Source organism: Longispora urticae, assembly GCF_053902585.1.
The window spans coordinates 49,148-73,948 of sequence record NZ_JAQZSH010000049.1; the positions used below are offsets into that span (position 1 = coordinate 49,148).

Here is a 24,801-nt window from a genome sequence, read left to right on the forward strand (position 1 = left end):
CGGATGGCGACCGGCCCTCTCGGCGCGCGGCCGGCTACACGACCTCGTAGCCCGGCGTCGTCTCCGTCTCGGCCGAGCCCGGCGGCACCTGCCGCCCGTCGAACACCAGCGCGATCTGCTGCCCCGCCCCGGGCCCCAACACGGTCGACTCGTCCCGCCGGGCCGCGTTGAGCCGGACCGCGATGTTCCACTCGTCGTGGCTGCCGAGGCTGTAGGCGGCCCCGGCCCGCACCGCGTAGTACCGCACGAACGCGGTGCGCCTGGCCTCCCACTGCGGGTCCGTGGGCGGCACGGTCTCGAAATCGGCGCGGAAGTCCGGGTCGAGGGCGTAGCGGCGGGCGAAGTACTCCTCGATGGCCGGGATGAGCGGGCCGGGCGCGCCGCGCAGGAAGAAGTCCCGCACGTCCGACGGCCCCAGCAGGTGCACCGCGTCGAACCGGGCCCCGAGCTGCTCGCCGTCGTCCTCGACCAGCACCCGGGTCCACATCCGCATGTAGTCCCCGCCCTTCGGCCTCGCCGCGGCCTCCAGCGCGGCCAGGTCGAGGCCCAGGTCGGCGGCGTGTCGGGCGAGGGTGGTGCGGCCCTCGGCGGACTCCAGCTGGTACGCCGCCGGGTTGAGCACGTGGAACCGTTCGCCGAGGTCGGCGGCCAGCCGGCGCGCGGTGTGCGCGGCGACGGCCACGTTGGTGCCGGGGTGCCCGCCGCCCCGGGGGCTGACCGGGCAGCTCAGGTAGGCGACGAGCCGGTCGCCCGCGCGGGCCCGGGCCAGGTCGTCCTGGATGAGCAGTACCTGGCGTTGGAAGACGTCGAACCAGGGGCCGGTCTGCCAGCTGAACCGGATGATCTTCCGGGCGGGCACCGGGAAGTCGGTGACGGTCTCCAGGGTCGCGGTCATTCTCATCGCCCCCATCCGGTCGGGCCGAGCAGGTTGTTGTTGCGGACCTTGAGCCGCTCCGGCACGGTGGCGTTGTAGTGCGCGACGAAGTCGATGCCGTCGGCGGCGACACTCGTCTCGTCGTGCACCCGCAGCAGGGTGAACCAGTGGTTGAGCAGCCCGTCGAAGTGCAGGACGAGCCAGGTCAGCTCGACGAGGGCCCCGTTGACCCACGTGTCGAGGTACTCCTCGGTCGACGTCCCCGGCTCCCCGCCGAGCGGCCCGCCCGCGATCCGCCCCTTGGCCTCGTCGCGCAGCACGGCGCGCAGGGCGGCGAACTGCTCGTCGGTGACCGCGTGCGGGTCGGTGTGCGCGGCGAGCGCGAACCGCAGCGCGTGCAGGTGCGGGTCCCGGTAGTGCTCCTGGTGCGCCTCGAAGTCGGGCTTCCCGGTGGAGTCGACGAGGTGCAGCAGCATCTCCTCGGCGGGTTCGCCGGCCGCCGTCAGGGTCGCGTACCCGATGACGGTGTGGTGGGTGATCGAGTACCGGCTGCGGTTGAGCAGGCTGACCAGGTTGATCAGCAGCTCCTTGGTGACCCGGTCCACGAACCCCGCGTACGGCAGCAGGGTCCGGGCGGACGGGTCGGCGGGGGACGGCCACCGGGCCAGCGGGCCGTCGTCGAAGATGAAGGAGTTGGCGTAGGGCACCTCCGTGGTGGCCAGCGCGGGCAGCCAGCCCATGGTGCGGACCAGGTTGTTCGGGATGCCCCAGGTGTGGGCGGCCAGGTCGTAGGCGGCGCGGACGTACCCGTCGGCGTGCGCGGCCGCGAGTGGCGGAACCCTCGGGTCGCCCTGCGGCGGTTTCAGGTCTGCGGTGGACACGGGGACTCTCCTCACACCTCGGTCAGCCGGCCCTCGCGGTCGGCCCAGTACAACGGCAGGTCGGGGTAGCGGTGGCGCAGGTCCGCCACCAGGGGCCCGGCCGACCCCTTGGCCTTCTCGGGCAGGCACATGTGCCCGTTCTGCTCCGGGGGCACGTACCCGCGGACCAGGTCGCGCCTGATCACGTTGGCCAGCCGGGAGTCCTCGCCGCCCCCGGTGGGCGCGGCCGGGTCGACCTGCACGGCCGAGGCCCCGCCCCGGGTGGACACGTGGTCGGCGTGCGGGACGAGCCGCCAGAGCTGCTGGGCCTGGTAGCTGGTGATCGAGCCGGCGAGGTTGGCCTCCAGCCCCCGGTGGTGGCAGTAGTCCACGAAGAACCGGATGTCGGCCACGGACAGCACGCCCCGGCGGTCCAGCCCGGCCGCGTCCACGTCGAGCGGTTCGAAGGCGACGAGGTCGGGGCTGTCGGCGGCGGAGACGAGTCCGACCCGGGCGACCTTGAGCAGCACGCTGGTGTCGAGCATCATCGCGTCGGCGCCGGCCCGGGCGGTCGCGTCGACCATCCGGCGGATCGCCTCCCGGTCGGTGCGCCGCCCGGAACCGAGCCCGAACCGCGAGTGCGGGTACAGCTCGGTGAGCGCGACCCGGGTGTGGGTGGCGTCCTCGGGGAGCACCCCCTTGTCCTTGAGCGAGTCGAGGTCCACCTGCCCGGGGTCGGTGAACAGCACCTTCCCGTCGGCGTCGCGGAGCGTGCCGACCGCGTACCCGCACAGGTCGAAGACCCCCGGGCCGGCGTCGGCGGGGTGGAACTCGCGGAGCGCGACGAGGGCCCGGCGGACCCCGGGCAGGGTCCGGCGCGCCGCCCACAGGTCGAGGTCCTGGGCGAACAGCACGGACATCACCTGGGTGTGGCAGTGCGCCTCGGTCCGGTCGAGGGTCGCGACGACCTCGGTGAGCACGTCGGTGAGGACGCCGACGTCCATCCCGTCGAGGCCGACCTTGACGATCGGGCACGGGTGCACGCGGTGTCCCATGGCGACCGTGACGCCGAGGGCGGCCTGCGCGGCCTTGCCGGCGATCTCGTACGGGGACTTCTGCAGCGCCCGGCCGTCCGCGGCGCGCTTGAACAGCAGCTGGTCCTCGCCGATGTTGGTGGACAGCTGGACGTCGAGGCCGCGGGCGTGGTTGAGCACGGAGTCGCTGATCGCCATGATCTGGCGGGGTTTGATGGTGCCGAGCGCGCTGCGCGGATCCTCGCTGTCGACGATCCGCGCGCCGCCGAGGACGGCCTCGCGGGCCTCCTGCGGACTGAACACGCTGACGAGCACCTTGCGGTTGGGCATGTCGGCTCCCCGGTCGGACACGGACGAGTGGAACCTATTCATAATCGGTATAAATTTGGACTATTACCAAGAATTACTGCTATAACTTGTGGTTATGGACGTGGATCTGCGTCTCCTCCGGTACTTCGTCTCGGTTGCCGAGGAGCTGCACTTCACCCGGGCCGCCGAGCGCCTGCACATCTCCCAGCCGGCGCTGTCCAAGCAGGTCAGGATGCTGGAGAGCCAGCTGCGCCTGACCCTGCTGCGCCGTTCCAGCCGGCACGTCGAGCTCACCGACGCGGGCCGTGCGCTGCTGCCCCAGGCCCGCCGGCTGCTCGACCAGTGGTCGGAGTCGCTGACCGCGACCCGGGCGGCCGCCGCCGAGGAGAACCGCACCCTGCGGGTCGGGTTCATCGCCAACGCGTGCGGGGAGCTGACCCCCCGGATCTTCCGGGAGTTCGCCCGCCGCCGGCCGGACTGGAAGGTCACCATGTCCCAGGCCCAGTGGGGCGACCCGACCTGCGGGCTGCGCGACGGGCGGGTGGACGTCGCGTTCCTGCGGGTCCCGGTGCCGGCCGACGAGTGCTTCCACCAGAAGGTGCTGCTCAGCGAGCCCCGCTGGGTGGTGCTGCCGGCCGGGCACCGGCTCGCCGCCCACGACGTGGTGCCCTTCGCCGCGCTGCTGGACGAGCCGTTCGTGGCCACCCCGGCCGAGTCGGGGGAGTGGCGCGACTTCTGGCTGGCCGTCGAGGAACGCGGGGGCCACCCGGTCCGGATCGGCGCGGAGGTGCACTCGTCCGACGAGTGGATGGAGGCCATCGCCAACGGCTTCGGGGTGTGCTTCACGGCCGAGTCGACGGCCCGGTTCTACACCCGGCCGGGGGTGGTCTACCGCCCGGTGGACCGGATCTCCCCGACCCGGGTGGCGCTGGCGTGGCACCGCGACGACCGGCGCCGGATCATCGCGGACTTCGTGGCCGTGTGCGCGGCCGTCGCCGAGAAATAGGAGGAATTCGATGGGTGTCGACCTGGGCGGCGTCGAGTTCTACACCGGTCCGCCGGTGCTCGGCGGGCCGGACGATCTGGAGGCCGTCGTGCTGGACTTCCTCGGCGGCGCCAAGGAGGTGCTGCTCATCGCCGTGCAGGCCCTGGACTCGCGCCCGATCGCCGAGGCGGTGATCGCCGCGAAGGCCCACGGGGTGCGGATCCAGCTGATCCTGGAGGGCAACTACCTCACCGAGGACAAGCCGCTGCTCACGCCGTGGGAGCTGGGCGGGGACAACGAGATCCACCGGACCATCCACGCCGCCCTGCTGCGGGCCAGGATCGACGTGGTCACCGACCTGAACCCGGACCTGTTCCACCAGAAGTTCGTGGTCCGCGACCCGGGGCTGCCGACGGCGGCGGTCCTGACCGGCTCGGCCAACTTCACCCTCACCGACACCGGCACCAACCCGCCGGCCGGCGTCGGGGGCAAGAAGGGCAACAACCTCAACCACATGGTGGTACTGCGCGGCAAGCGCGTCGCCAGCCTGTACGTCACCGAGTTCGCGAGCCTGCGCTCCGGCACGTTCGGCCCGCTCAACGAGCGGCACGAGCCCCGCCCGGCCGAGCTGCGGCTCGGCGGCATCCGGGTCAAGCCCCTGTTCGCCCCGCAGCAGGGCCCCGAGATGGAGATCATGAAGCAGATGCTCAAGTCGAGGTCGAGCGTGGACTTCGCGATGTTCACCTTCTCCCGGTCCTCCGGCATCGACGACACGATGATCCGGCTGGTGGACTCGCTGACCCGGGTGCGCGGGATCCTCGACCGCAACCAGGGCGCGATGACCTGGGCGGCCACCCCGGACCTGAAGGCCGCCGGGGTGCGGCTGTTCGAGAACAAGCCCGGTACGGGGGTGCGCAAGGTGCACCACAAGCTGATGGTGGTCGACGAGCGGCTCACCATCGCCGGCAGCTTCAACTACACCGCCCCGGGCGCGACCCTCAACGACGAGAACCTGATCGTCCTCGGTGACCTGGACGAGACCGACCCCGTCGCCGAGGCCCGCCAGCGCCAGATCGCGGCGTTCGCGCTGGCCGAGATCGACCGGATCACCGCCGACCTGGCCCGGCCGGTGTGACGCCCGGCGGCCCCCCGTCCGGAGCCGCCGGGCGCGTCGTACCCGTGGAACGGTCCTAGCAGTTGTTCCTGGTCCACAGGTCGGTGTGCGCGATGGCCGCCTCCACGTCGGGGCTGTCCAACCGGATCTCCGCGCCCGGCTTGCCGTCGAGGAGTTCCAGGTCCAGGGCGACGATGACCTGCATGTCGGTGCGCAGGTCGGCCGGCGTGGCGTTGAGGATGGCCTGGAAGTTCTTCTTCGCCCGCACCTTGTCGACGCCCACGATCGCGGAGCTGCCGGTCTTGGCGATGCCCATCAGCAGCGCCTGGTCCTTCTCGAACAGTGAGCAGAAGTCGCCCACCGTGGTGGTGCCGGCGCTGGCGCTGGCGGTGGCCTTCGGAGCAACCGACCCGGTCGGTTCCGGGGCGGCCGAGCCCGACTGGCCGTTGGTCGGGGCGGGCTTCGCGATCGGCAGCTCACAGGCCGTGAGCGTCCAGGCCAGCGCGAGGAGCCCGGTCGTGGCCGCCAGCATCCTCCGACGAGTTCCTGCAGACATCGCTCTCCTCCGAATAGGTGTCGACTACCGGTCACGGGACCGGCTTCGCCAGGGCCGCCGCCGTACGCTTCCCGCATTGCGGCAAATGGCATTTAAGTTGCCCATGGCTGGGTCGATGCGGTTTGATGCGCATCGGGCCCTGGGGGAGAGCGTGGCCGCTGGCGCTCAACGTTCGCTCAAGGTGGTGAGGCTGTGGGGGGAACCACGACCATGGAGTTCCGGGTACTCGGGCCGATCGAGGTCCGCGCCGACGGGGAACCGGTGCGGCTCGGCGGTCCCCGGCCGCGTTCCGTCCTCGGTGTCCTGTTGGTGCACGCCGGCCGGGCGGTGCCCGTCGAGCACCTGATCGACCAGCTGTGGGGCGAGGACCCGCCGGCCAGCGTCCTGCACGCGCTGCACGTGCACATCTCGGCCCTGCGCAAGGGACTCGGCGGGCGGCTGGTGACCGTCGCCAACGGGTACGTGCTGGACGCCGCGCCCGACGAGGTCGACGCCAGCCGGTTCGAGAGCCTGGTGGCCGCCGCGCGGAGCCGGCTTGCCAGCCACCCCGCCCGGGCCGCCGAGGACCTCGCCACGGCGCTGGCCCTGTGGAAGGGCGAACCGTACGCGGGCATCCCCGCCGGCCCCGACGTCGAGGCCGCCCGGCTCCGGCTCGCCGAACTGCGGCTGTCCGCCTGGGAGGACCGGCTGCACGCCGACCTGGCCCTCGGCCGGCACCACCGGGTCGCCGCCGAACTCGCCGGCGTCGTCCTCGCCCACCCCACCCGGGACCGGCTGGCCCGCGCCCACCTCCTCGCCCTGTACCGGTGCGGCCGGATCGCCGACGCCCAGGCCGGCTACGCCGCGCTCGCCGAGGTCCTCGACACCGAACTCGGCGTGGAACCGGGCGAGGAGGTCACCGCGCTCGCCCGGGCCATCGACCGCCGCGACCCGACCCTCGACCCGCCGTCGGCCATCCCGGTGCCGCCGAGCCGGTTCATCGGCCGCCGCCGCGAACTCGACCAGCTCGCCGCGCAGCTCGGCGCGTCCCGGCTGCTGACCGTCACCGGCCCCGGCGGCGCGGGCAAGACCCGTCTCGCCCTCGAACTGGCCCGCGACACCGCCGCCGACTACCCCGACGGCGCGTACGTGGTGGAACTCGCCTCCGTGCCCGCCGGCACGGTCGTCACCTGCAAGGTGGCCGCCGCCGCCAACGTCTTCGAGCGCGCCTCCGAACCGATCCTGCGCAGCCTCGTCACCCGGCTGCACAACGCCCGCGCGCTCCTCGTCCTCGACAACTGCGAGCACGTGGTCGACAGCTGCGCCGAGATCGTCGACACCCTGCTCCGCGAGTGCGCCGGGGTCCGGGTCGTCGCCACCAGCCGCGAACCGCTCGGCGTGCCCGGCGAGCTGGTCCGGCCCCTGGCCGGGCTGGCCGTGCCCGCCGAGGACGACACCGACGCCGTGGCCGCCCGGGTCGAGTCCGTCCGGCTGCTCGCCGACCGGGGCGCCGCCGCCCGGCCCGGGTTCGCGCTCACCGCCGCCACCATCGGCACCGCCCGGCAGCTCACCCGCCGGCTCGACGGCCTGCCGCTGGCCATCGAACTCGCCGCCGCCCAGCTGCGCACCCTGTCCCTCGACGAGGTCGCCGAACGCCTCGGCCGCCGGCTCGACCTGGCCGACCGCCGGTCGCGGACCACCCCCGACCGGCACCGCACCATGCGCGCCGCCATCGACTGGAGCTACCAGCTGCTGGCCCCCGACGAGCAGGCCCTGTTCCGGGGGCTCGCCGTGTTCGTGGACGGCTGCCGGGCCGACGCCGTGGAGGCCGTCACCGGCGCGGGGCACGACGTGCTCGCCCGGCTCGTGGACCAGTCCGTGGTCGTCGCCGAGGAGAGCGCCGAGGGCACCCGGTACCGGATGCTGGAGCTGGTCCGGGAGTACGCGGCCGGGCAGCTCGCGGAGTCCGGCGAGGCCCCGGAGCTGCGCCGCCGGCACGCGCGGTGGTACGCGGAGTTCGCCGAGCAGTCCTACCAGGCCGAGACCGCCGGCCCCCGGCTGCGGCTGGTCCGGGCCGAGGTGCCCAACTTCCGGGCCGCCGTGCGGTGGTGCTTCGAGGACGGCGGCGACCCGGAGACGGCAGTCGGGATCGGCGCGTCGATGTGGTGGTACTGGAGCGACCACGGCATGAGCGTCGAGGCCCTCGGCTGGGTCCGCCGCGCCCTGGAGGACCCGGCCGTCGAGCTGTCCCCGGCCGCGTTCGTCCGCGCCACCCGGGCCGCGTCCGCGCTGGTCCGGGGCTCCGGCGACCTGGAGCTGGCCCGCAAGTGGGGCGAGCAGTCGCTGGCCGCCTGCCGGGAACTGGGCGACCTGCGGGCGTTGCAGAGCGCGCTGAACGGGCTGTCGTTCACCGCCCTGGCCCAGTGCGACTACGTCGCGGCGGAGGAGTTCGCCGTGGAGTGCCGGCGGGCGTGCGAGGAGGGCGGGGACAAGTACCGGGCGATCGTCGCCGGCACCCCGCTCGGCCTGGCGCTGTGCGGGCAGGGCCGGCTGGCCGAGGCCGGGGAGCTGTTCGCCGACATCCGCGACGCGTGCCGGGACGCCGGCAGTCAGCCGGTCGGGATGGCCGCCGCGACTAGCAACCTGGCGATGGTGCGCCGCCGGCTCGGGGACCTGGCCGGCGCGCGCGCCCTCTACCGCGAGAGCCTCGCCGAGTACTACGACCTGGGCCTGCCCACCGGACAGATGGAGGTCCTCGACGGACTGGCGGGCCTCGAGTACGCCGAGGGCCGGCCCGCGCGCGCGTTGAAGCTGCTCACCGTCACCGACCGGGAGTGGGACCGGCTGGGCGTGATGGGGATGACGAACCAGTTCCGGCTGGCCGAGCGGGCCGAGACCCGGGCGGGGGCGGGCGCCGCGCTGGGGGAGCGGGTCGCGAAGGTCGTGGAGTCGGTGCGGGGGAGCAGTCTGGCGGCCGTGGTGGCGGAGGTGCTGGCGGAGCGGTGAGGGAGGGGCGCCCCCCTCCGTACCCATCGGAAGGTTCTAGGCCGTCGACCGGCCGAACAGGACCAGCGCCCAGGTCAGGCAGCCGAACGCCGCCGTCGACGCGACCGCGCGCACGATGTTCCACCCCACCCAGGTCGCCTCGAACCTCGCCCGCACCGCCGCCAGATCCGTGATCGCGCCCGGCCTCCCGGCGGCGTCCAGCGCGTTGTTCAGGGGCACGTTCACGGCCGCGGTGACGACGAACATCACCAGGTACAGCACGAACGCCGCGATCAGCCACGGCAGCGCCGCCCGGGTCGCCGCGCGCAGGTGCAGCAGGGCCGCGGCGGCGGTCAGCGCCAGCGCGCCCAGGAAGCACAGCATGAACCAGCCGTTGAGGATGGCCACGTTGATCCGCTGCATCGTGTCGACGAAGCTGCGGTCCTCCGCCGCGCGCAGGCCCGGCATGACGGCGACGGAGAAGGCGTAGAACAGGCCCGCGATCAGGCCCGTGGTGAGGGTGGCCGCGATCAGGACGGCCCCTCGCAGCAGGTTTCCGGTCATGCCCACAGTCAACATGATCTTGGGCATCGAAACCACGGTCTTTTTCCGGGTACCTATCCCGTCCAGCCCGGCCGCACCAGCCCCGACTCGTAGGCGAACACCACCAGCTGGGCGCGGTCGCGGGCCCCCAGCTTCACCATCGCCCGGGACACGTGCGTCTTCGCCGTCGCCGGGGACAGGAACAACCGCTCCGCGATCTGCTCGTTCGTCAGGCCGCCCGCCGCCAGCGCCATCACCTCGCGCTCCCGGTCCGTGAGCGCGTCGAGCCCCGGCATGGCCACCGGCCCCCGCGACCGGGTCGCGAACTCCGCGATCAGCCGCCGGGTCACCCCCGGGGACAGCAGCGCGTCGCCCCGGGCCACCACCCGCACCGCCTGGATCAGGTCGGCCGGTTCGGTGTCCTTGACCAGGAACCCGCTCGCCCCGACCCGCAGCGCCTCGAACACGTACTCGTCGTGCTCGAACGTCGTCAGGATCACCACCCGCACCTCGGCCAGCGCCGGGTCGGCCGCGATCTGGCGGGTCGCCTCGATCCCGTCGAGCCGGGGCATCCGGATGTCCATCAGCACCACGTCCGGCCGGTGCTCCCGGGTCAACCGGACCGCCTCCACCCCGTCGGGGGCCTCGGCGACCACCTCCATGCCCTCCTGCGCGGCCAGCAGCGCGCGGAAGCCGCCCCGGACGAGGGCCTGGTCGTCGGCGAGCAGCACGCGGATCATGTCGGCAGCCTGCCGTACACCCGGAAGCCGCCCTCCGGCCGGGGGCCCGCGACGAGCGTCCCGCCGAGCGCGTCGGCCCGCTCCCGCATCCCCGTCAGCCCGTTGCCCGCCGTCGAGCCGCCGCCCACCCCGTCGTCGAGGATCTCCACGGTCACCGCGTCCGGCTCGTAGCCGACCAGCACCCGGGCGGTGTCCACGTGCGCGTGCCGGTACACATTGGTCAGGGCCTCCTGGACGATCCGGAACGCCGCCAGGTCGGCGTTCGCGGGCAGTTCGCGGGCGGTGCCGGTCACCGTCAGGCGGACGTCCAGGCCGGACACGGCGAGGCGGCCCAGCAGCTCGTCCAGCCGGTCCAGGCTCGGCGCGGGCGCCCGCGGCGCCTCCTCGTCCACCTGGCGCAGCACGCCCAGGGTGGACCGCAGCTCCTGCAGGGTCTCCTTGCTCGCCGCCTTGATCACGGTCAGCGCCTCGCGGGCCTGGCCCGGGTCGTCGTCGAGCAGGTGCAGCGCCACCCCGGCCTGCACGTTGATCAGGGAGATGTTGTGCGCGATCACGTCGTGCAGCTCCCGGGCGATCCGGAGCCGCTCGTCGCTGGACTGCCGCTTGTGCTCCTCCATCCGGGTCCGGGCCACCTCGGTGAAGTGCAGCCGGCGGACCCGGACGAACTCGGCCACCATCATCGTGCCCACCAGCCAGGCCGCCACCCCGAACATCCGGCCCACCGTCGGCGCCGGATCCCGCTCCACCAGCAGCCCGATCGCCAGGAACCCCGCCAGCCCGGTCGCCGCGGCCGCCTTCGCCCACTTCCGGTGTCCGGTCAGGATCGTCAGGAAGAGCGCGATCAGGAACCCGAGACCGATCGGCCCCCACGGGTACCCGAGGGCCAGGTAGCCGCCCGTCGCCGCCAGGGTGCCGGCCAGCGGGAGGGCCACGTGCACCCGGCCCAGGTAGAGGACCAGTCCGGACGCCGCGAGCAGCGCGTACCCGCGCGCGTCGAGCACCGCGTCGTCGGCGGTCACCGCGCGCGTGCCGACGATCTGCACGGCCGCCACCACCAGGGGCAGCACCCGCACCCGCCACGTCAGCGGGGGCACCACCCGCAACGGGCGCGGACGAACTCGACGCATGCCCGCAGGGTAGTGCACTCCGGATACCGGGGGCGTCCGCTCGGGGGAGGCGGCCCGACTACTCCCCGGGGAGTATCCGGCGCGCCCCGATCGACTCCGTCGGGCCGATGCCGCGCGGGGCCCCGCCGCCCACACTTGAGCCATCACCTCAGGAGGTCACAATGTCACACGAACCGGGCCAGGTCCGCGCCTCCGACAAGGAACGCGAACAGACCGTCGCCTTCCTGCGCGCCGCGCTCGCCGAGGGAATGCTCACCCTGGAGGAGACCGACGAGCGGCAGGCGGCGGCCTACGCGGCCAGGTACCGCCACGAGCTCGACGTCCTGCTCACCGACCTGCCGCGCCAGTTGCGCTGGCGCACCCCCGAGGCCGTGACCGAGTTCCGGCGGTGGGGGCGGCGCAAGGCGGCCGTGCTGGGCACCGCGCTCGCCGTCGTTCTGACGTTCGCGCTGTTCACCGGGCACTTCTTCTGGCCCATCCTGCCGATCCTGTTCGTCGCCTTCCTCGTGCTGCGCCGGGGGGCGTACCACCGGATGGGCGGCGGGCGGGGCGGCGGGTGCGGGTCGCGGCGCGGCTTCGGACCGGCCTCGGCCTGAGCGGGGCCGGGACGGGGAACGGGCGGGGTCGACCGGGCGGCACGGCCCGATCGGCCCCGCTCCACGCGGTGGTCAGTAGCCGGAGAAGGACCGGACCGGCATCCGGGGGCCCCGCCGGGGCGGGCCGCCCACCCCGGCGGCGGCCAGGAGTACGCACACCCGGCCGCGGTGCCCGGCGAACGGGGCCAGCAGGTCGAGCATCCGGGCGTCGTCCGCGCGCGGCTCCCCGGCCAGGGCCCACGCGACGATGTTCGGCAGGTGGTAGTCGCCGACGCTGACGGCGTCCGGGTCCCCGTAGGCGGTCCGGACCACCTCGGCGGCCGTCCACGGGCCGATCCCGGGCAGCGCCGTCATGCGCGCGGTGGCCTCGGCGGCGTCCGCGCACCGTTCGAGGCGGGCCGCGACGGCCGCCGCCCGGCGCAGCGTGTCGGCCCGGCGCTGCTCGACCCCCAGCGGGTGGAACTCCCAGTACGGGGCGGCCGCGAGGTCCGCCGGGTCCGGGGGCACCCACAGCGCGGGGACCGGGCCGGGCGCGGGGGTGCCGAACGTCCGGACGATCGCCGAGTACGCCCCGTAGGCCTCCTTGCCCGTCACCTTCTGCTCCAGAACCGCGCGGAGCAGCCGGGCGAAGACCTGTCCGGTGGCGGGCAGCCGTACCCCCCGATGGGTCTTCGCCAGGCGGGCCACCAGGGGGTGCGCGCCGGCGAGCTCCGCGAAACCTGTCAGGTCGTCGCGCAGGCCGGCGACCGCGTCGGCCCGGTCCAGCACGTGCGCCGCGCCCGGGCCGTGGCCGGTCGCGTGCAGGTCGGCGCCGACCCTGGTCAGGGACAGCGTGGCGGGGCCGTCCGGGGTGCGGGCCGTCCACCAGAACGTGCCGGCGACGAAGCGGGCGCACGGGTCGTGGCGGCCCATGGAGAGCGGGCCGACGGAGCCGGCGAGGTGGTAGCCGGCCGGGGGAGTGAGTACCCGGAGCACGCCCCCACTGTCCCACGCCCGCCCCGGTGCCGTGCCGGGCCACCGCCTCGACCGGCCCGGCCCCGGTCCCGGACCGTGCTCCGGCCGGCCCGTGCCCGGACCGCCCGGACCCGGCTGTGCCCCGCCGGTTCGACGGGGCACAGCGCGTGGCCTACGGGCGCGGCGTGAGGACCAGGTCGATGCGTCCGGGCCGGATCGAGATCTCGCCGCGCAGCTCGACGGTGGCGGCGTTGGTCACCGTCGGGACGTAGTCGCGGTAGATCCGGGCGAGGATCAGCTGCGCCTCGGCGACCGTGAGGAACCTGCCGAGACACAGGTGCGCGCCGCCCCCGAACGTGAGCAGCCGGCGGGTGCTCTCGGCCTCGTTGTCGGGATTCCACCGCTCCGGGTCGAAGGTCTCGGCGTCGGGCCAGACGTCCTCGATCCGGTGGCCGAGCCACTGGCTCATGATGATGGTGTCCCCGGGCTCGACGGCGACACCGCCGAGCGTGTCGTGCTCGACCGCGGTGCGGGGCAGGACCCACCCTCCGGGGTAGACCCTCAGGATCTCGCGGTACGCCTGCTTCGTGTAGGTGAGCGACTCCAGGTGGCGGGCTTCGGGCACGTCGGTGCCGACGACCCGGCGCACCTCCTCGCCGATCCGCGCGGCGACCTCGGGGTGGCCCTCCAGCGTGATCAGCAGCCAGGCGAGCGCCACGGCGGTCGTCTCCGACCCGCCGACGAACAACGTGGTCAGGTTGTCCCTGATCTCCTTCCGGGACAGCGGCACGTCCAGCTGGTGGTTGTCGGCCGCCAACCAGGTGATGATGTCCCCGCCCTCGAAGGTCGTCGCCGAGTTCGGCCCGGCCGGCGGCGCGGCGGCCGCCGCCGCCATCGCCGCGTCCACGAGCGGGTACATGATCCGGTCCACCATCGCCACCGCCCGCGCGAACCGCCGGTCCCCGGGCATGGGCACGCCGCGCGGCACGAACGGCATCAGCATCCGCGAGTTGAGCGCGGCGAACGCGTCGGCGATGGCGTCGCCCAGGTCGTCGGCGTCCTCGATCGAGATCCGGTCCCCGAAGAACGCCCGCAGCAGCGCGCGGTACGCGATCCGGCGCACCTCGCGCTCGCCCCGGACCACGCCCCCTCCGGCCCGCGCGCCGAGCTCGGTCACCGCCTGGTCGACCGCCGTGGACATGTGCTCGGTGATCCGGGCGATCCGGGCCGGCCCGAACAGCGGCGCGATCAGCGCCCGGCTACGGGCGTGCAGGGGGCCCTCGCCCGCCAGCCCGTCCCCGTTGAGGGCCGTCAGCGGGGTCCACATCATGCCGTACCTGCCGTACCGGTCCTTCTGGTCGACGAACACCTGCCGGGCGTGCTCGGGCCGGGTCACCAGCAGCGCGCGGACGGGGCCGAGCCGGATCACCCCGATCTCGCCCCGGGGGATCTGGCGGCCGATCGCGGCGAAGAACTCGCGGGGGTGGTTGCGCAGTTGGCGCACGTTGCGCAGGATCCTGATGCGCCGTGCCTTGCGGGTGGGGGTCGGGCGGGTCGGGGGGTCGATCAGGGTCATGTCGTCTGCCCTTCACTCGCTGCCGGGTGGTACCTGCCCGCCGGGCCGAGGTCGGCCCGCTGCGGATCGGCCGCGGCTAGCAGTGCGCCTTCGCGCGGCTGATCGTCGTCGCCAGGGCCGGCGGGCCGTCCAGCGGGGCCGGGTCCTCCGGGGTCGGCTGCACGCCGCCGGCCGCGATCGTGTCCAGCGCCCGCATGCCGCGCTCGTCCACGTGGCCGAAGACCGTGTAGTTCGGCCGGAGGACGGAGTCGGCGTACACCAGGAAGAACTGGCTGCCGTTGGTGTCCGGGCCGGCGTTGGCCATGGCCAGGGTGCCGCGCGGGTAGATCCGGCGCTGGCCGGTCGGGTCGTTCGGCGCGGGCGGCAGGTTCGTGGGCAGCTCGTCCTTGTACTTGTACCCCGGACCGCCCTCGCCCGTCCCCGACGGATCGCCGCACTGCAGCACCTTGAGCGTGCCGTACGTGGTCAGCCGGTGGCACGGCGACCGGTCGTAGAACCGGTGCTCGACGAGGTGCAGGAAACTCTGCACGGTGCAGGGCGCCTGGGCCCGGTCGAGGACCACGGTGATGTCGCCGTGGTTGGTGCGCAGCTCGGCGTCCACGGTGCCGCGGGCCGGGGTGCGGCGCGGGTCGGGCGGCAGCCCCACGCGCCGGGCGGGCGGCTCGTCGGGCGTCTCCGTGTACCGGCACGGGCCGTGCGTCGTCTTCGGCGGCTTCGGGTCTCCGGCGGCGAGCGCGGGACCGGCGCCGACGGCGACCAGCGCCCCGGTGGCCAGCACGACCGTCGCGAGGTGCGCGACCGCCCGGCTCAGACGGACTGGGGTGTGGGGCACGGAGGTCCTCCCGGGGACAGGGTGCCGGAATTCGGACACGAGTATCGGTTGTAGTCGATCCGCCACCCACAGTCAAGGGCAGCGGGCCGCCCCGCCGGCCGTAAACCGCTGGCCCGGTCCGGGAGGATCGAGACGTGAGTACCGACCTGTTCGTCCTGCCCGACCGCGTCAACAGCACCGGGGAACTCCTCGCCGACGCCGCCGCCGCGCGGGGCCTGACCGTGACCCGGCTCGCCGGCCCGTCGGTACCCGGCACGGTGCGCGGCCCGGCGCACCTCTACGCGGGCCCGCGCTTCACGGCCGCCGTGGCGGGAGCCCTCGACGTCGCGCCGGTCGAACCCACCGACGACTGGCTGCCGGGACTGCCGCTCCGGTACCGGGGGCGGGACGTGTGGCTCGCCACGCTCGGCGAGGCCCGGGGGCTGACCGGCCCGGCGTTCGTGAAGCAGCCCCGGGAGAAGGGCCTGGCCGCGAAGGTGTACCCGGACGGCTCCCATCTGCCCGACGGCGACCCCGACACCGTGGTACTGGTCGCGGAGGTGGTGCGGTTCGTCGTGGAGTACCGGCTGTTCGTCCTCGACGGCCGGGTGCACACGGCGAGCCGGTACCTGACGTTCGGGCAGCTCGACCCGGTGCCGCTGGAACACAGCGCGCGTCGGGCCGACGTGTCCGCGTTCGCGGCCGGGCTGCTCGACGGGCACGCCGGGTCGCTGCCGGGTGCCGTGGTGGTGGATGTCGGGCTCGTCGCCGGGCGGGAGCCGCGCTGGGCCGTGGTGGAGGCGAACATGGCCTGGTTCAGCCACGCGTACGCGGCGGACGTCGACCGGGTGCTCGACGTCGTGCTGCGGGCGGCCGGACCCCGGGCGCGGCTGGCGGAACGGGACCGGCGCTTCGTGCGGGCGTAGCCCTACAGGTCCCGGTCGAGCCGGCGGGACAGGCGGTCGAGGGCCTGCTCGGCGCGGCGGCGTACCTCCGGATCGGGGTCGTCGAGGAGCTCCCGCAGCCCCTCGGCGTGCTCGGCCTCCCCGACCGCGCCGAGCGCCCGGCACGCGGCGGCGCGGACCCGGGGCACCGGATCGCCCAGCGCGACGGCGAGCGGTTCGGCCGCCTCGCCGAGTTCGCGGAGCGCGCACACCTTGGCCGCCATCTCGCGGACCCGCCAGGCCCCGTGCCCGAGCGCGCCCACGACGGCCGGCCCGGCGGCCGGGCGCCACGCGTAGAGCAGGGCCCGGGCGGCCCACACGGCGGGCCAGTAGACGAGCGCGTCCGACGCGAGGAGGTTGTCGGCGCCGCGTCCGCCCAGGTGCAGGATCAGGTCGACATCGTCGGCGGGTACGCCCCGCAGCAGGTCCGCGCACCGGTCGACGACCTCGGGCTCGCCCCACCGGGCGCAGGCGGCCCGGACCCGCTCGGCGGGACTGGCGGACACGGGGACGGGCTCGGTCACCGCCTCATCATGCCGCACGCGGCCAGGTCGCCTCCGGGGTCGGGCCGCCCGGAACGCGGCCGTCCGCGCCGGGCCGAGAAGGGCTACCGCGCCCGGTACCCCTCTACTCCCCGCCCCGCAGATACGCCAGCACCGCCAGCACCCGCCGGTGCCCGTCCGCCGCCGGTGGCAGCGTCAACTTCGCGAAGATGTTCCCGACATGCTTGCCCACGGTCACCTCCGACACCACCAGCAGCCGGGCGATGGCCCCGTTGGAGTGCCCCTCCGCGATCAGCGCCAGCACCTCGCGCTCCCGCTCCGACAGCGTCGACAGCGGATCCCGCCGCCGCCGGACCAGCTGCCGCACGACCTGCGGGTCCACCACGGTCCCGCCGTCCACGACCTGGCGCAGGGACCCGATGAACTCCTCGACGTCGACGACCCGGTCCTTCAGGAGGTACCCGATCCGCCGCCCGTCGCCGGAGTCCAGCAGGTCGGCGGCGTAACTGCGCTCGACGTACTGGCTGAGCGCGACCACGGCCAGCTCCGGATACCGCCGCCGCAGCTCGACGGCCGCCCGCAGCCCCTCGTCGGTGAACCCGGGCGGCATCCGGATGTCGGTGACCACCAGGTCGGGGAGGTGCTCGGCGACGGCGGCGACCAGGGCCTCCCCGTCGCCCACGGCGGCCACGACGGTGAAGCCGTACGCGGTGAGCAGGCCGGCGAGCCCCTCGCGGAGCAGGACACCGTCCTCGGCGAGGACTACGCGGACGGGCACGGCAGCTCCACGCGGACGAGGGTCGGACCGCCGACCGGGCTGGACACGTACAGTCTGCCGCCCACCGCGGCGGCCCGGTCGGCGAGGCCCGTGAGTCCGGAGCCGCGCGCCGGGTCGGCCCCGCCCCGGCCGTCGTCGTGGATCTCGACGGCGAGCCGGTCGGCGCCCCGGGCGGCGTACACCCGGGCGCCGGTCGCGCCGCTGTGCCGGGCCACGTTGGCGAGCGCCTCGGCGACCACGAAGTACGCGGTGCCCTCGACGGCGGCGGGCAGCCGGCCGGGGAGCGCGGCGTCGACCTCGACGGGCATCGGGGAGGAGTCGGCCAGCTCGCCGAGCGCGGCGGGCAGGCCCCGGTCGGTCAGTACCCGGGGATGGATGCCCCTGATCAGGTCACGCAGCTCGTCCATCAGCTGTTTGGCCTGGTCGTGGGCCTGGGTGACGTGCGGGTAGGCGGGGGAGTCGGCGGGGGTGCGGACCCGGGCGATCCCGAGGTGCAGGGTGAGGCCGACGAGCCGCTGCTGGGCGCCGTCGTGCAGGTCGCGTTCGATCCGGCGGCGCTCGGCCTCGAACGCGTCGACGAGCCGGGCCCGGGAGCGGGACACCTCGACGAGTTCGGCGTGCAGGCCGGTGTCGGCGGAGCCGGCGAGCAGGGCGCGGGCGAGTGCGCCGTGCGCCCCGGCGAGCAGGCCGAAGAGGTAGGGGACCGCCACCAGCAGCAGGAGACCGACGGCGCAGTACGGCAGGGTCTCGGGGACGGTGTCGGCCTGGCCGAACCCGAGGGAGATCGAACCCGAGCCGAGCAGGAGCGGGCTGGCGGCCAGGGCCACGATCAGGAACGTCACGAGCCCGACGGCCCCGTAGACCACCGGGGCGACGGTCACGAGGAGTACCGCGTAGGCGACGGCGCGCCAGGTCGCCGGCTCGGTGTAGCGGGTGACCAGCCAGGACCAGGGTCCCACGGCCGGCGGCCGGCGGTGCGGGGACGGCACCGGGCGCACGTCGACCAGCGCGAGCCGGCGGCGTTCCACGGTGGCCAGCGGGAGCGCGACCAGCGGGCCGAACACCCCCATCAGCACCGTGCCGGTGACGATCAGGATCGCCAGGTTCGGGAGGGTGGCGTGCGGGCTGTCGGAGGACACCCCGCCGGCGGCGAGCATCCAGGGCATGCCGAGCACGGACAGCGGCACCGCGACGACGGCGGCCGGCAGCGGGGTGCTGATCAGGTAGCCGAGGGACCGCCAGGGCCAGCCGGTGCGGAGGTAGGAGCGTCGGGTCAGCGCCGAGAGCGCCGTGGAGATCGTCACCGGACCCACGCTAGTCAGCCCGGGCGGCGCGTCCCACCGGTCCGCCCATAGTCCCCGGGTATGGCCCGCCATACCCGCACGACGGTGGCTGGCGGTCGGGTTCCGGCAGCTCACCGGGTGCTTTCCTGGCCTCTCCGACACGAGAGGGGAACTTGCGGTGACACCGAAGGTCAAGGGCGTCCTGACTTTTCTGGTACTGGCCTTCGGGCTCGCCTGGGCGTCCATGTTCGCCGCCCGACTGCTGTGGGGGCTGTCCCTGGCCGACCCGCGCGTCCAGCTCCCGATGGCCTTCGCCCCGGCGATCGCGGCCGTGGTGGTGCGCCGGTGGGTGACCCGGGAGGGCTTCGCCGACGCGGGGCTGGCGCTGCGGGTCCGGCCGGCGTGGACCTCGTACCTGATGGCGTGGTTCGGGCCGTTGTTCTTCGTCCTGGGCACCGTGGCGGTCGCGGGCGCGTCCGGGGTGCGGATCCCGGACTGGTCGGCGCTGGACCGGCTCGTCGACGGGGTACCCGGCTGGGCCGTCATCCTCGTCCTGCTGGCGCTGCTGCCCCTGCTGGCCCCGGTCTACTGGGGCGAGGAGTTCGGCTGGACCAGCTACCTGCGCCTCCGGCTGTTCCCCGCCCGGCCGGTCGCCTCGGTGGTGGTCACCGGGCTGATCTGGGCGGTGTGGCACTACCCGCTGGCGTTCCTCGGCTATGTGCACTTCCCGAACGTGGTGCTCGGACTGACCAGCTGGACGGTGTCGTTCGTCCTCCAGGAGATCATCCTGGCCTGGCTCCGGCAGCGCGGCGCCAGCGTGTGGGTACCGAGCCTGGCGCACGCCGGGAACAACATGGTGCTGTTCCTGCTGTCGGGCGCGCTGCTCACCCGCGACGGGGTCGAACTGGACCCGACGCTGGTCAACGTGTTCGCCTCGGTGCCGATGGCCGTGCTGTGCGTCTGGATCCTCGGCACCGGCCGACTGCGCCCGCTCCCGACCGGCCTCCCGGTGGCCGCGTCGACACCGGGGGAACGGGTCGGCGGCCGGACCTGACACACTCCGCTGATGACGACCAGCGACCCCGCCCCGCCCGCCGTCCCGACCGCGCGCCGCAGGGTGGGGCTGCTGGCCGGGGTGGCCCTCGCGGCCGCCGCCTTCGACATCCTGTCCAAGGTGCTGGTGGTGGCCAACCTCGCTCCGGGCGACGAGCCCCGGTTCCTCGGCGGCCTGGTGTACTTCACGCTGATCCGCAACCCCGGCGCCGCGTTCGGGATGGCCAGCGGCATGACCTACGTGTTCGCCCTGGTCGCGGTGGTGGCCGTCGTGGTGATCGTGCGGATGGCGTCCCGGCTGCGGTCGGTGTCCTGGGCGGTCGGGCTCGGCCTGCTGCTGGGCGGCACGATCGGCAACCTCGGCGACCGGCTGTTCCGCGCACCCGGGTTCCTGCGCGGGCACGTGGTCGACTTCGTGTCGGTGTTCGGGCCGAACGCGCAGTACTTCCCGGCGTTCAACGTCGCCGACGCGGCGATCACGCTCGGGGTGGCCACGCTGATCGTCGCCACCCTGCTGGGTGTCGACCTGGACGGCACCCGGCGGAGCATCACGAAGCGGTAGGCCCCGCGCACCGCTGGACCCGGTCCGGCGCGCCGGTTCCGGTCACACCCACCCGCGCCGCACCGCCTGCACCCCCGCCTGGAACCGGTTCTCCGCCCCCAGCGCGTCGAGCAGCACCCGCATCCGGCGCCGCAGGCTCCGGGTACTCGTCCCGAGCTGGCGCGCGATGGCCTCGTCCTTGAGCCCGGACAGCAGCAGGAGCAGGATCCGCCGGTCCTCGGCGTCCAACGGATCGGTGTCCGCCGGCCCGGACGCGGTGAGCGGCACCGCCTGGTCCCAGAGCCGCTCGAACAGGCTGACCAGGGCCGCGACCAGGGTGGTGCCCCGGATGACGACGCTGCGGGTGATCGGCGGGTCCAGGTGCAGCGGCAGCAGGGCCAGCTTGCGGTCGGCGACGGCCATCTTCACGGGGATGCCGGCGAGGACCCGGGCCTCCTCGCCCGCGCGGGCCAGCCCGGTCACGTCGTCGAGGATGCCGGGGATCTCGAACGCCGACGGGTCGTAGATGGCCCGGTACCGCACGCCGCGGCCGAGCAGCATGTGTTCGAGGGGGTTGCTGTGGTCCAGCACGTACGGCGGCCGGTCCAGGCTCATGATCTCCTCGGTGGCCTCCTGCTGGAGCCGGACGAACCACCGGCCCAGCTCGTCGGCGCTGGTGAGGAGTTCGACGCCCTCGCCGGGGCGGGCGGCCTGGCCGATGGCCCGGTACACCGCCTCGAGTTCGGCGGCGGTGTCCGTGACCCGGCTGAGGTCCTCGTGCGCGTTGCGGACCAGGGCCGCCACGGCCGTGGTCGGACTGACGGCCGTCCACCGGGGCGGCCGGCCGGACAGGCGGCTGACCAGCCCGTATCCCCGGAGGCGCGCGAGGGCCGCCTGAAGCTTGTCGATTCCCGACCCGGTCCGGGTCGCCAGGTCACGCACCGTCACCGGCGGACCCGCCAGGACGGTGCGGTAGACCCGCTCGTCGAAGGGTGCGACGCCCACGGCGCCGAAGACGAGCTCGTCCCCGCTGCTGGTTCCCATTGTGTTTGATCATGGCCGGTTCCGGCGCGGGCCGCAACCGGACAGGGGTCACACCTGGCCGATCGTCCGGGGCGCGGCTAGAAAGAGCACACGACCGACCCCCCTTTGGAGACGGAATGCTCAACGAACCGCATCCACGGCCAGCCTCCCAGGCCCCGTCCCCGCAGTCCCGACGCCGGTTACTCCTCGTGGCCGGGGTGGCACTCGGCACCGCGCTCAGCACGTTCGGCGCCCTCCCCGCCGCCGCCGAGCCCGCCGCCCCCGCCCCCGCCGGCGCGCCGCAGACCTACCAGCCGCCGAAGCAGGTCACCCTCGTGACCGGCGACCGCGTGACCATGCGCTCCGGCAAGGACGGGTTCGCGCCCGCCGAGATCGTGCCCGGGCCCGGCCGGGACAAGGTGACCTTCCTCCGGCAGCGCGGCCCCAAGGGCTGGACGGTGCTGCCCACCGACGCGATGCCGATGCTCGCCCAGGGCCGGCTCGACCCCCGGCTGTTCGACGTGACGGCCCTCGTCGCGACCGGCTACGACGACGCGGCGCGCGCGGAGCTGCCGCTGCTGGTGCAGTACCAGAAGAACGGGGTCCGGGCCAACGGCTTCGCCGCGACCGGGGCGACCGGCGTGCGCGACCTCGGCGCCATGGACCTGGTCGCGATGTCCCAGCCGCGGGCGAAGGCCGCCGACGTGTGGCGGAGCCTGACGCCCGGCAAGGGCACCCTGCGCGCCCTCGACGCGCCGATCGCCAAGGTCTGGCTCGACGGGAAGTCCAAGCTGCAGCTCGACCGGAGCGTGGCCCGGATCGGCGCGCCGGCCGCGTGGGCCGCCGGTTGGACCGGTGACGGGGTCAAGGTCGCCGTCCTGGACTCCGGCTACGACCCGACCCACCCCGACCTCGCCGGCCGGGTACTGGAGTCGGCGAACTTCACCCCGGACGCCGACGCCGTCGACCACAACGGGCACGGCACCCACGTCGCGTCCACGATCGCCGGTTCGGGTTCGGCGTCCGCCGGCCGGTTCACCGGGGTCGCCCCCGGCGCGAAGCTGCTGGTCGGCAAGGTGTGCACCACCGACGGCGAGTGCACCGACTCCAGCGTGATCGCGGGCCTGTCCTGGGCCGCGACCCACGGGGCGAAGGTCATCAACCTGAGCCTCGGCAACCCCGACGCCCCCGACAACGATGTCGTCGAGCAGTTCGTGGACGCGATCACGGCGCAGTACGGCACCCTGGTCGTCGCCGCCGCCGGCAACTACGGCCGCGACTCGGTCATCTCGCCGGCCACCGCGGACAGCGCCCTGGCCGTCGGCGCGACCCTGCCCACCGCCAACGACGTGGTGTGGGGCTACAGCAGCACCGGCCCGCGCCGCCGGGACGGGGCCATCAAGCCCGACCTGGTCGCCCCGGGCGTCGGCATCGTCGCGGCCCGCGCGGCCGGGACCGGCGAGCCGTTCGAGGACCAGGAAAACTACACCGAGATGTCCGGTACGTCCATGGCGACGCCGCACGTGACCGGGTCCGCCGCGATCCTGGCCCAGCAGCACCCGACCTGGACCCCCGCGCAGCTCAAGGCCCAGCTGATGGGCTCGACCAACCCCGCCGCCGAGCTCGGGGCGTTCATCCAGGGCGCCGGCCGGGTCGACGTGGCCCGCGCGGTCAGCCAGCAGGTCGTCCAGGAGCCGGCGTCGCTGAGCTTCGGCATGGTGCGCTGGCCGTACAAGTCGAACGCGCCGATGGTGAAGAACCTGACGTACCGCAACGACAGCGACAAGCCGGTCACCCTCCAGCTCAGCCAGGTCGAGCTCGACGGCAAGGGCAAGCCCGCCCCGGCCGGCCTGTTCGTCCTCGGCGCGACCCAGCTGACGGTTCCGGCCGGCGGCACCGCGAAGACCACGGTCAAGGTCGACTCGAAGATCGGCACGCCGAACATCTACAGCGGCACCGTCATCGCCCGCTCCACCGACGGCAAGACCGTCGTCCGCACCGCCGTGGGCGTGCAGCTGGAGGAGGAGAGCTACGACCTCGCCGTCAACCTGATCAGCCGCACCGGGGGCGTCCCCGACGCGGTGGACCTGCGGGTGTACGACATCGAGCGGCAGCGCACCTACTTCGGCCGCCTCGACGGGCACACCTACCGGGTCCGGCTGCACGCCGGCAAGTTCACCGCCTCGGCCGTGATGGGCTCGCCGCGCGCCGGTGACCCCGACCTCCAGGACCTCACCCTGGGCGCGGAGCCCGAGTTCGACCTGAAGGCCGACCGGATGCTGCTGTTCGACGCGCGCAAGGGCAAGGCCATCGTGAACAGCGCGCCGGACCGTTCCGCGCGGATCGCCAGCTTCACGGTCGGCACGGTGCAGCTCACCTCCGGCCAGGACTACGTCACGGCGCTCGACCAGCGGTCCGCGATCGGCGGCACCACGATCGAGGGGCTCTACGTCCTGCCGAGCGTGGGAACGGGCAGCAACCAGTTCGTCTACCAGAACTTCACCCAGTGGGCGAAGCCGAAGGGCGACGGCACGTTCGACGCCAGCCCGTACGTCTACCACCTGTCCCGGGTCGTCCCCGGCAAGGTGCCGGCCGACGGCGGCGGCTACCGGCCCAGCGCCTCGGAGCTGGCCAAAGTGGACACCACCTTCGCGTCGACCGCGGACGAGCACCTGGGCACGCACTCGGTCAACCCGCTGCTGTACGGCCGCGACGTGGGCCGGTTCAACGACACGGTCGGCGACTTCCCGCTGCCGTTCACCCGGACCGACTACTACTCGACGCACTCGGCCCTGAGCTGGGCGCCGACGTTCATGCAGCTGCACTCGCCGCCGGACTCGTGGAACAACTTCGACCGGCTGACGATCGGCAACCCGCGCGTGTTCAAGGCGGGCAGGAAGCAGTCCGAGGTGTGGAACGGGGCCGTGTTCGCGGTCGGTCTCGACCCCGAGATCGCCGGGAACCGGCGGGTCGGCGACACCCTCTGGCTGGGCATGCAGCTGGGCGCCAACGGTGTCCGCGAGCACCTGGTCGCCGAGCACGACAACTTCCTCACCAAGCTCGTGATCTACCGCAACGGCGAGCGGATCTACGCCGGGCGGTACACCCCCTGGGGCATCCAGCTGCCCCCGGACCCGACCGAGGCGAACTACAAGGTCGTCGTCGCGCACATGGCCGATCCGGGCGACTCGCGGCTGTCGACCTCGTACAAGGCGGAGTGGACCTTCACGTCGAAGACGGGCAAGGGTGACACCGTCGCGCCGCTGTCGATGCAGGCCGTGCGGCTGACCCCGGCGCTGGACGCGGAGAACCGCGCGCCGGCCGGCTCCTTCACCATCCCGGTGGCGGTGGAGCGGGAGAAGGGCGCGGCGGCCTCGGCCGTGAAGAAGCTCACCGCCGAGGTGTCCTACGACGACGGCGCGACCTGGAAGCCGGCGAAGGTCGGCGGCCGGGGCACGGCGTGGACGGCCACCGTCGAGCACCCGAAGCGGAGCGGCGGGAAGTTCGTGTCGCTGCGGTTCACGGTGACCGACGCGGCGGGCAACACGTTCACGGAGCGGATCGAACGGGCCTACGGCCTGAGGTAGAGCACCGGTGAGGGGGCCCGCGACCATGCCAGGTCGCGGGCCCTCG

The 24,801-nt window shown here is 73.9% G+C and carries 22 protein-coding genes; 8 read left to right on the forward strand and 14 right to left on the reverse strand.

Annotation, left to right across the window (positions count from 1 at the left end):
* Positions 1–34 precede the first annotated feature (34 nt).
* From PT931_RS33485 to PT931_RS33495, 3 genes are read right to left on the reverse strand one after another with little or no spacing between them, the layout of a single operon-like run.
* Positions 35–901 (reverse strand): hypothetical protein, encoded by an 867-nt coding sequence (locus PT931_RS33485; protein ID WP_456249721.1) that lies wholly within the window; start codon positions 899–901, stop codon positions 35–37.
* Positions 898–1,755 (reverse strand): hypothetical protein, encoded by an 858-nt coding sequence (locus PT931_RS33490; RefSeq protein WP_456249722.1) that lies wholly within the window; start codon positions 1,753–1,755, stop codon positions 898–900. Before PT931_RS33490 ends, PT931_RS33485 begins: the two co-directional genes overlap by 4 nt.
* Before the next feature lie 11 nt (positions 1,756–1,766).
* Positions 1,767–3,098: a (5-formylfuran-3-yl)methyl phosphate synthase gene (locus tag PT931_RS33495; RefSeq protein WP_456249723.1), complete on the reverse strand. Its 1,332-nt coding sequence runs from the start codon at positions 3,096–3,098 to the stop codon at positions 1,767–1,769.
* Positions 3,099–3,192: 94 nt separating this feature from the next.
* Here PT931_RS33495 and PT931_RS33500 point away from each other — a divergent pair, with 94 nt between their 5' ends.
* Positions 3,193–4,083 carry a LysR family transcriptional regulator gene (locus tag PT931_RS33500; RefSeq protein WP_456249724.1) on the forward strand — a complete coding sequence of 297 codons (891 nt, stop codon included), beginning with the start codon at positions 3,193–3,195 and terminating at the stop codon, positions 4,081–4,083.
* A 10-nt stretch (positions 4,084–4,093) separates the two neighbouring features.
* Entirely contained in the window at positions 4,094–5,197 is a 1,104-nt protein-coding gene (locus tag PT931_RS33505; protein ID WP_456249725.1) for a phospholipase D-like domain-containing protein, read from the forward strand.
* A 55-nt stretch (positions 5,198–5,252) separates the two neighbouring features.
* Here PT931_RS33505 and PT931_RS33510 read toward each other — a convergent pair whose 3' ends face one another.
* Positions 5,253–5,732, reverse strand: coding sequence for a hypothetical protein (locus tag PT931_RS33510; RefSeq protein ID WP_456249726.1), 480 nt, complete (start codon positions 5,730–5,732; stop codon positions 5,253–5,255).
* Between the two features lie 192 nt (positions 5,733–5,924).
* Here PT931_RS33510 and PT931_RS33515 point away from each other — a divergent pair, with 192 nt between their 5' ends.
* A complete protein-coding gene (locus PT931_RS33515) occupies positions 5,925–8,717 on the forward strand; it encodes a BTAD domain-containing putative transcriptional regulator (RefSeq protein WP_456249727.1) in 2,793 nt (930 codons plus the stop codon).
* 36 nt (positions 8,718–8,753) lie between these two features.
* On the opposite strand, the gene PT931_RS33520 is transcribed toward PT931_RS33515, so the two are convergent.
* From PT931_RS33520 to PT931_RS33530, 3 genes are read right to left on the reverse strand one after another with little or no spacing between them, the layout of a single operon-like run.
* Positions 8,754–9,287 carry an anthrone oxygenase family protein gene (locus tag PT931_RS33520; RefSeq protein ID WP_456249728.1) on the reverse strand — a complete coding sequence of 178 codons (534 nt, stop codon included), beginning with the start codon at positions 9,285–9,287 and terminating at the stop codon, positions 8,754–8,756.
* A 26-nt stretch (positions 9,288–9,313) separates the two neighbouring features.
* Positions 9,314–9,979 carry a response regulator transcription factor gene (locus PT931_RS33525; RefSeq protein WP_456249729.1) on the reverse strand — a complete coding sequence of 222 codons (666 nt, stop codon included), beginning with the start codon at positions 9,977–9,979 and terminating at the stop codon, positions 9,314–9,316.
* Complete coding sequence (locus PT931_RS33530; protein WP_456249730.1) at positions 9,976–11,106, reverse strand: sensor histidine kinase; 1,131 nt, start codon at positions 11,104–11,106, stop codon at positions 9,976–9,978. Before PT931_RS33530 ends, PT931_RS33525 begins: the two co-directional genes overlap by 4 nt.
* 161 nt (positions 11,107–11,267) lie before the next feature.
* Between PT931_RS33530 and PT931_RS33535 the strand changes: the two genes are divergently transcribed.
* A complete protein-coding gene (locus PT931_RS33535; RefSeq protein ID WP_456249731.1) occupies positions 11,268–11,702 on the forward strand; it encodes a DUF1707 SHOCT-like domain-containing protein in 435 nt (144 codons plus the stop codon).
* A 72-nt stretch (positions 11,703–11,774) separates the two neighbouring features.
* Here the strand turns inward: PT931_RS33535 and PT931_RS33540 are convergent, their stop codons facing one another.
* The 3 genes from PT931_RS33540 to PT931_RS33550 form a co-directional block, all read right to left on the reverse strand.
* Positions 11,775–12,677, reverse strand: coding sequence for a DNA-3-methyladenine glycosylase family protein (locus tag PT931_RS33540; protein ID WP_456249732.1), 903 nt, complete (start codon positions 12,675–12,677; stop codon positions 11,775–11,777).
* Between the two features lie 151 nt (positions 12,678–12,828).
* Positions 12,829–14,232 (reverse strand): cytochrome P450, encoded by a 1,404-nt coding sequence (locus PT931_RS33545; RefSeq protein ID WP_456249733.1) that lies wholly within the window; start codon positions 14,230–14,232, stop codon positions 12,829–12,831.
* A 76-nt stretch (positions 14,233–14,308) separates the two neighbouring features.
* Positions 14,309–15,064: a peptidylprolyl isomerase gene (locus PT931_RS33550; protein WP_456249734.1), complete on the reverse strand. Its 756-nt coding sequence runs from the start codon at positions 15,062–15,064 to the stop codon at positions 14,309–14,311.
* A gap of 134 nt (positions 15,065–15,198) precedes the next feature.
* Here PT931_RS33550 and PT931_RS33555 point away from each other — a divergent pair, with 134 nt between their 5' ends.
* A complete protein-coding gene (locus PT931_RS33555) occupies positions 15,199–15,969 on the forward strand; it encodes an ATP-grasp domain-containing protein (protein ID WP_456249735.1) in 771 nt (256 codons plus the stop codon).
* Positions 15,970–15,971: 2 nt separating this feature from the next.
* Here PT931_RS33555 and PT931_RS33560 read toward each other — a convergent pair whose 3' ends face one another.
* The 3 genes from PT931_RS33560 to PT931_RS33570 all read right to left on the reverse strand — a co-directional run bounded on the left by PT931_RS33560 (position 15,972) and on the right by PT931_RS33570 (position 18,572).
* Positions 15,972–16,511 (reverse strand): HEAT repeat domain-containing protein, encoded by a 540-nt coding sequence (locus PT931_RS33560; RefSeq protein WP_456249736.1) that lies wholly within the window; start codon positions 16,509–16,511, stop codon positions 15,972–15,974.
* A gap of 103 nt (positions 16,512–16,614) precedes the next feature.
* Positions 16,615–17,268, reverse strand: a complete 654-nt coding sequence (locus PT931_RS33565) for a response regulator (protein ID WP_456249737.1) — start codon at positions 17,266–17,268, stop codon at positions 16,615–16,617.
* A complete protein-coding gene (locus tag PT931_RS33570; RefSeq protein WP_456249738.1) occupies positions 17,253–18,572 on the reverse strand; it encodes a sensor histidine kinase in 1,320 nt (439 codons plus the stop codon). Before PT931_RS33570 ends, PT931_RS33565 begins: the two co-directional genes overlap by 16 nt.
* A 157-nt stretch (positions 18,573–18,729) precedes the next feature.
* Here PT931_RS33570 and PT931_RS33575 point away from each other — a divergent pair, with 157 nt between their 5' ends.
* Both PT931_RS33575 and lspA read left to right on the forward strand, forming a co-directional pair.
* Positions 18,730–19,605 carry a CPBP family intramembrane glutamic endopeptidase gene (locus tag PT931_RS33575; RefSeq protein ID WP_456249739.1) on the forward strand — a complete coding sequence of 292 codons (876 nt, stop codon included), beginning with the start codon at positions 18,730–18,732 and terminating at the stop codon, positions 19,603–19,605.
* Between the two features lie 12 nt (positions 19,606–19,617).
* Positions 19,618–20,166 carry a signal peptidase II gene (gene lspA / locus PT931_RS33580; protein WP_456249740.1) on the forward strand — a complete coding sequence of 183 codons (549 nt, stop codon included), beginning with the start codon at positions 19,618–19,620 and terminating at the stop codon, positions 20,164–20,166.
* A 42-nt stretch (positions 20,167–20,208) separates the two neighbouring features.
* Here lspA and PT931_RS33585 read toward each other — a convergent pair whose 3' ends face one another.
* Positions 20,209–21,189, reverse strand: coding sequence for a helix-turn-helix domain-containing protein (locus PT931_RS33585; protein WP_363720588.1), 981 nt, complete (start codon positions 21,187–21,189; stop codon positions 20,209–20,211).
* A 116-nt stretch (positions 21,190–21,305) separates the two neighbouring features.
* Here PT931_RS33585 and PT931_RS33590 point away from each other — a divergent pair, with 116 nt between their 5' ends.
* Positions 21,306–24,755, forward strand: coding sequence for a S8 family peptidase (locus tag PT931_RS33590; protein WP_456249741.1), 3,450 nt, complete (start codon positions 21,306–21,308; stop codon positions 24,753–24,755).
* The last annotated feature ends 46 nt before the right edge of the window (positions 24,756–24,801 follow it).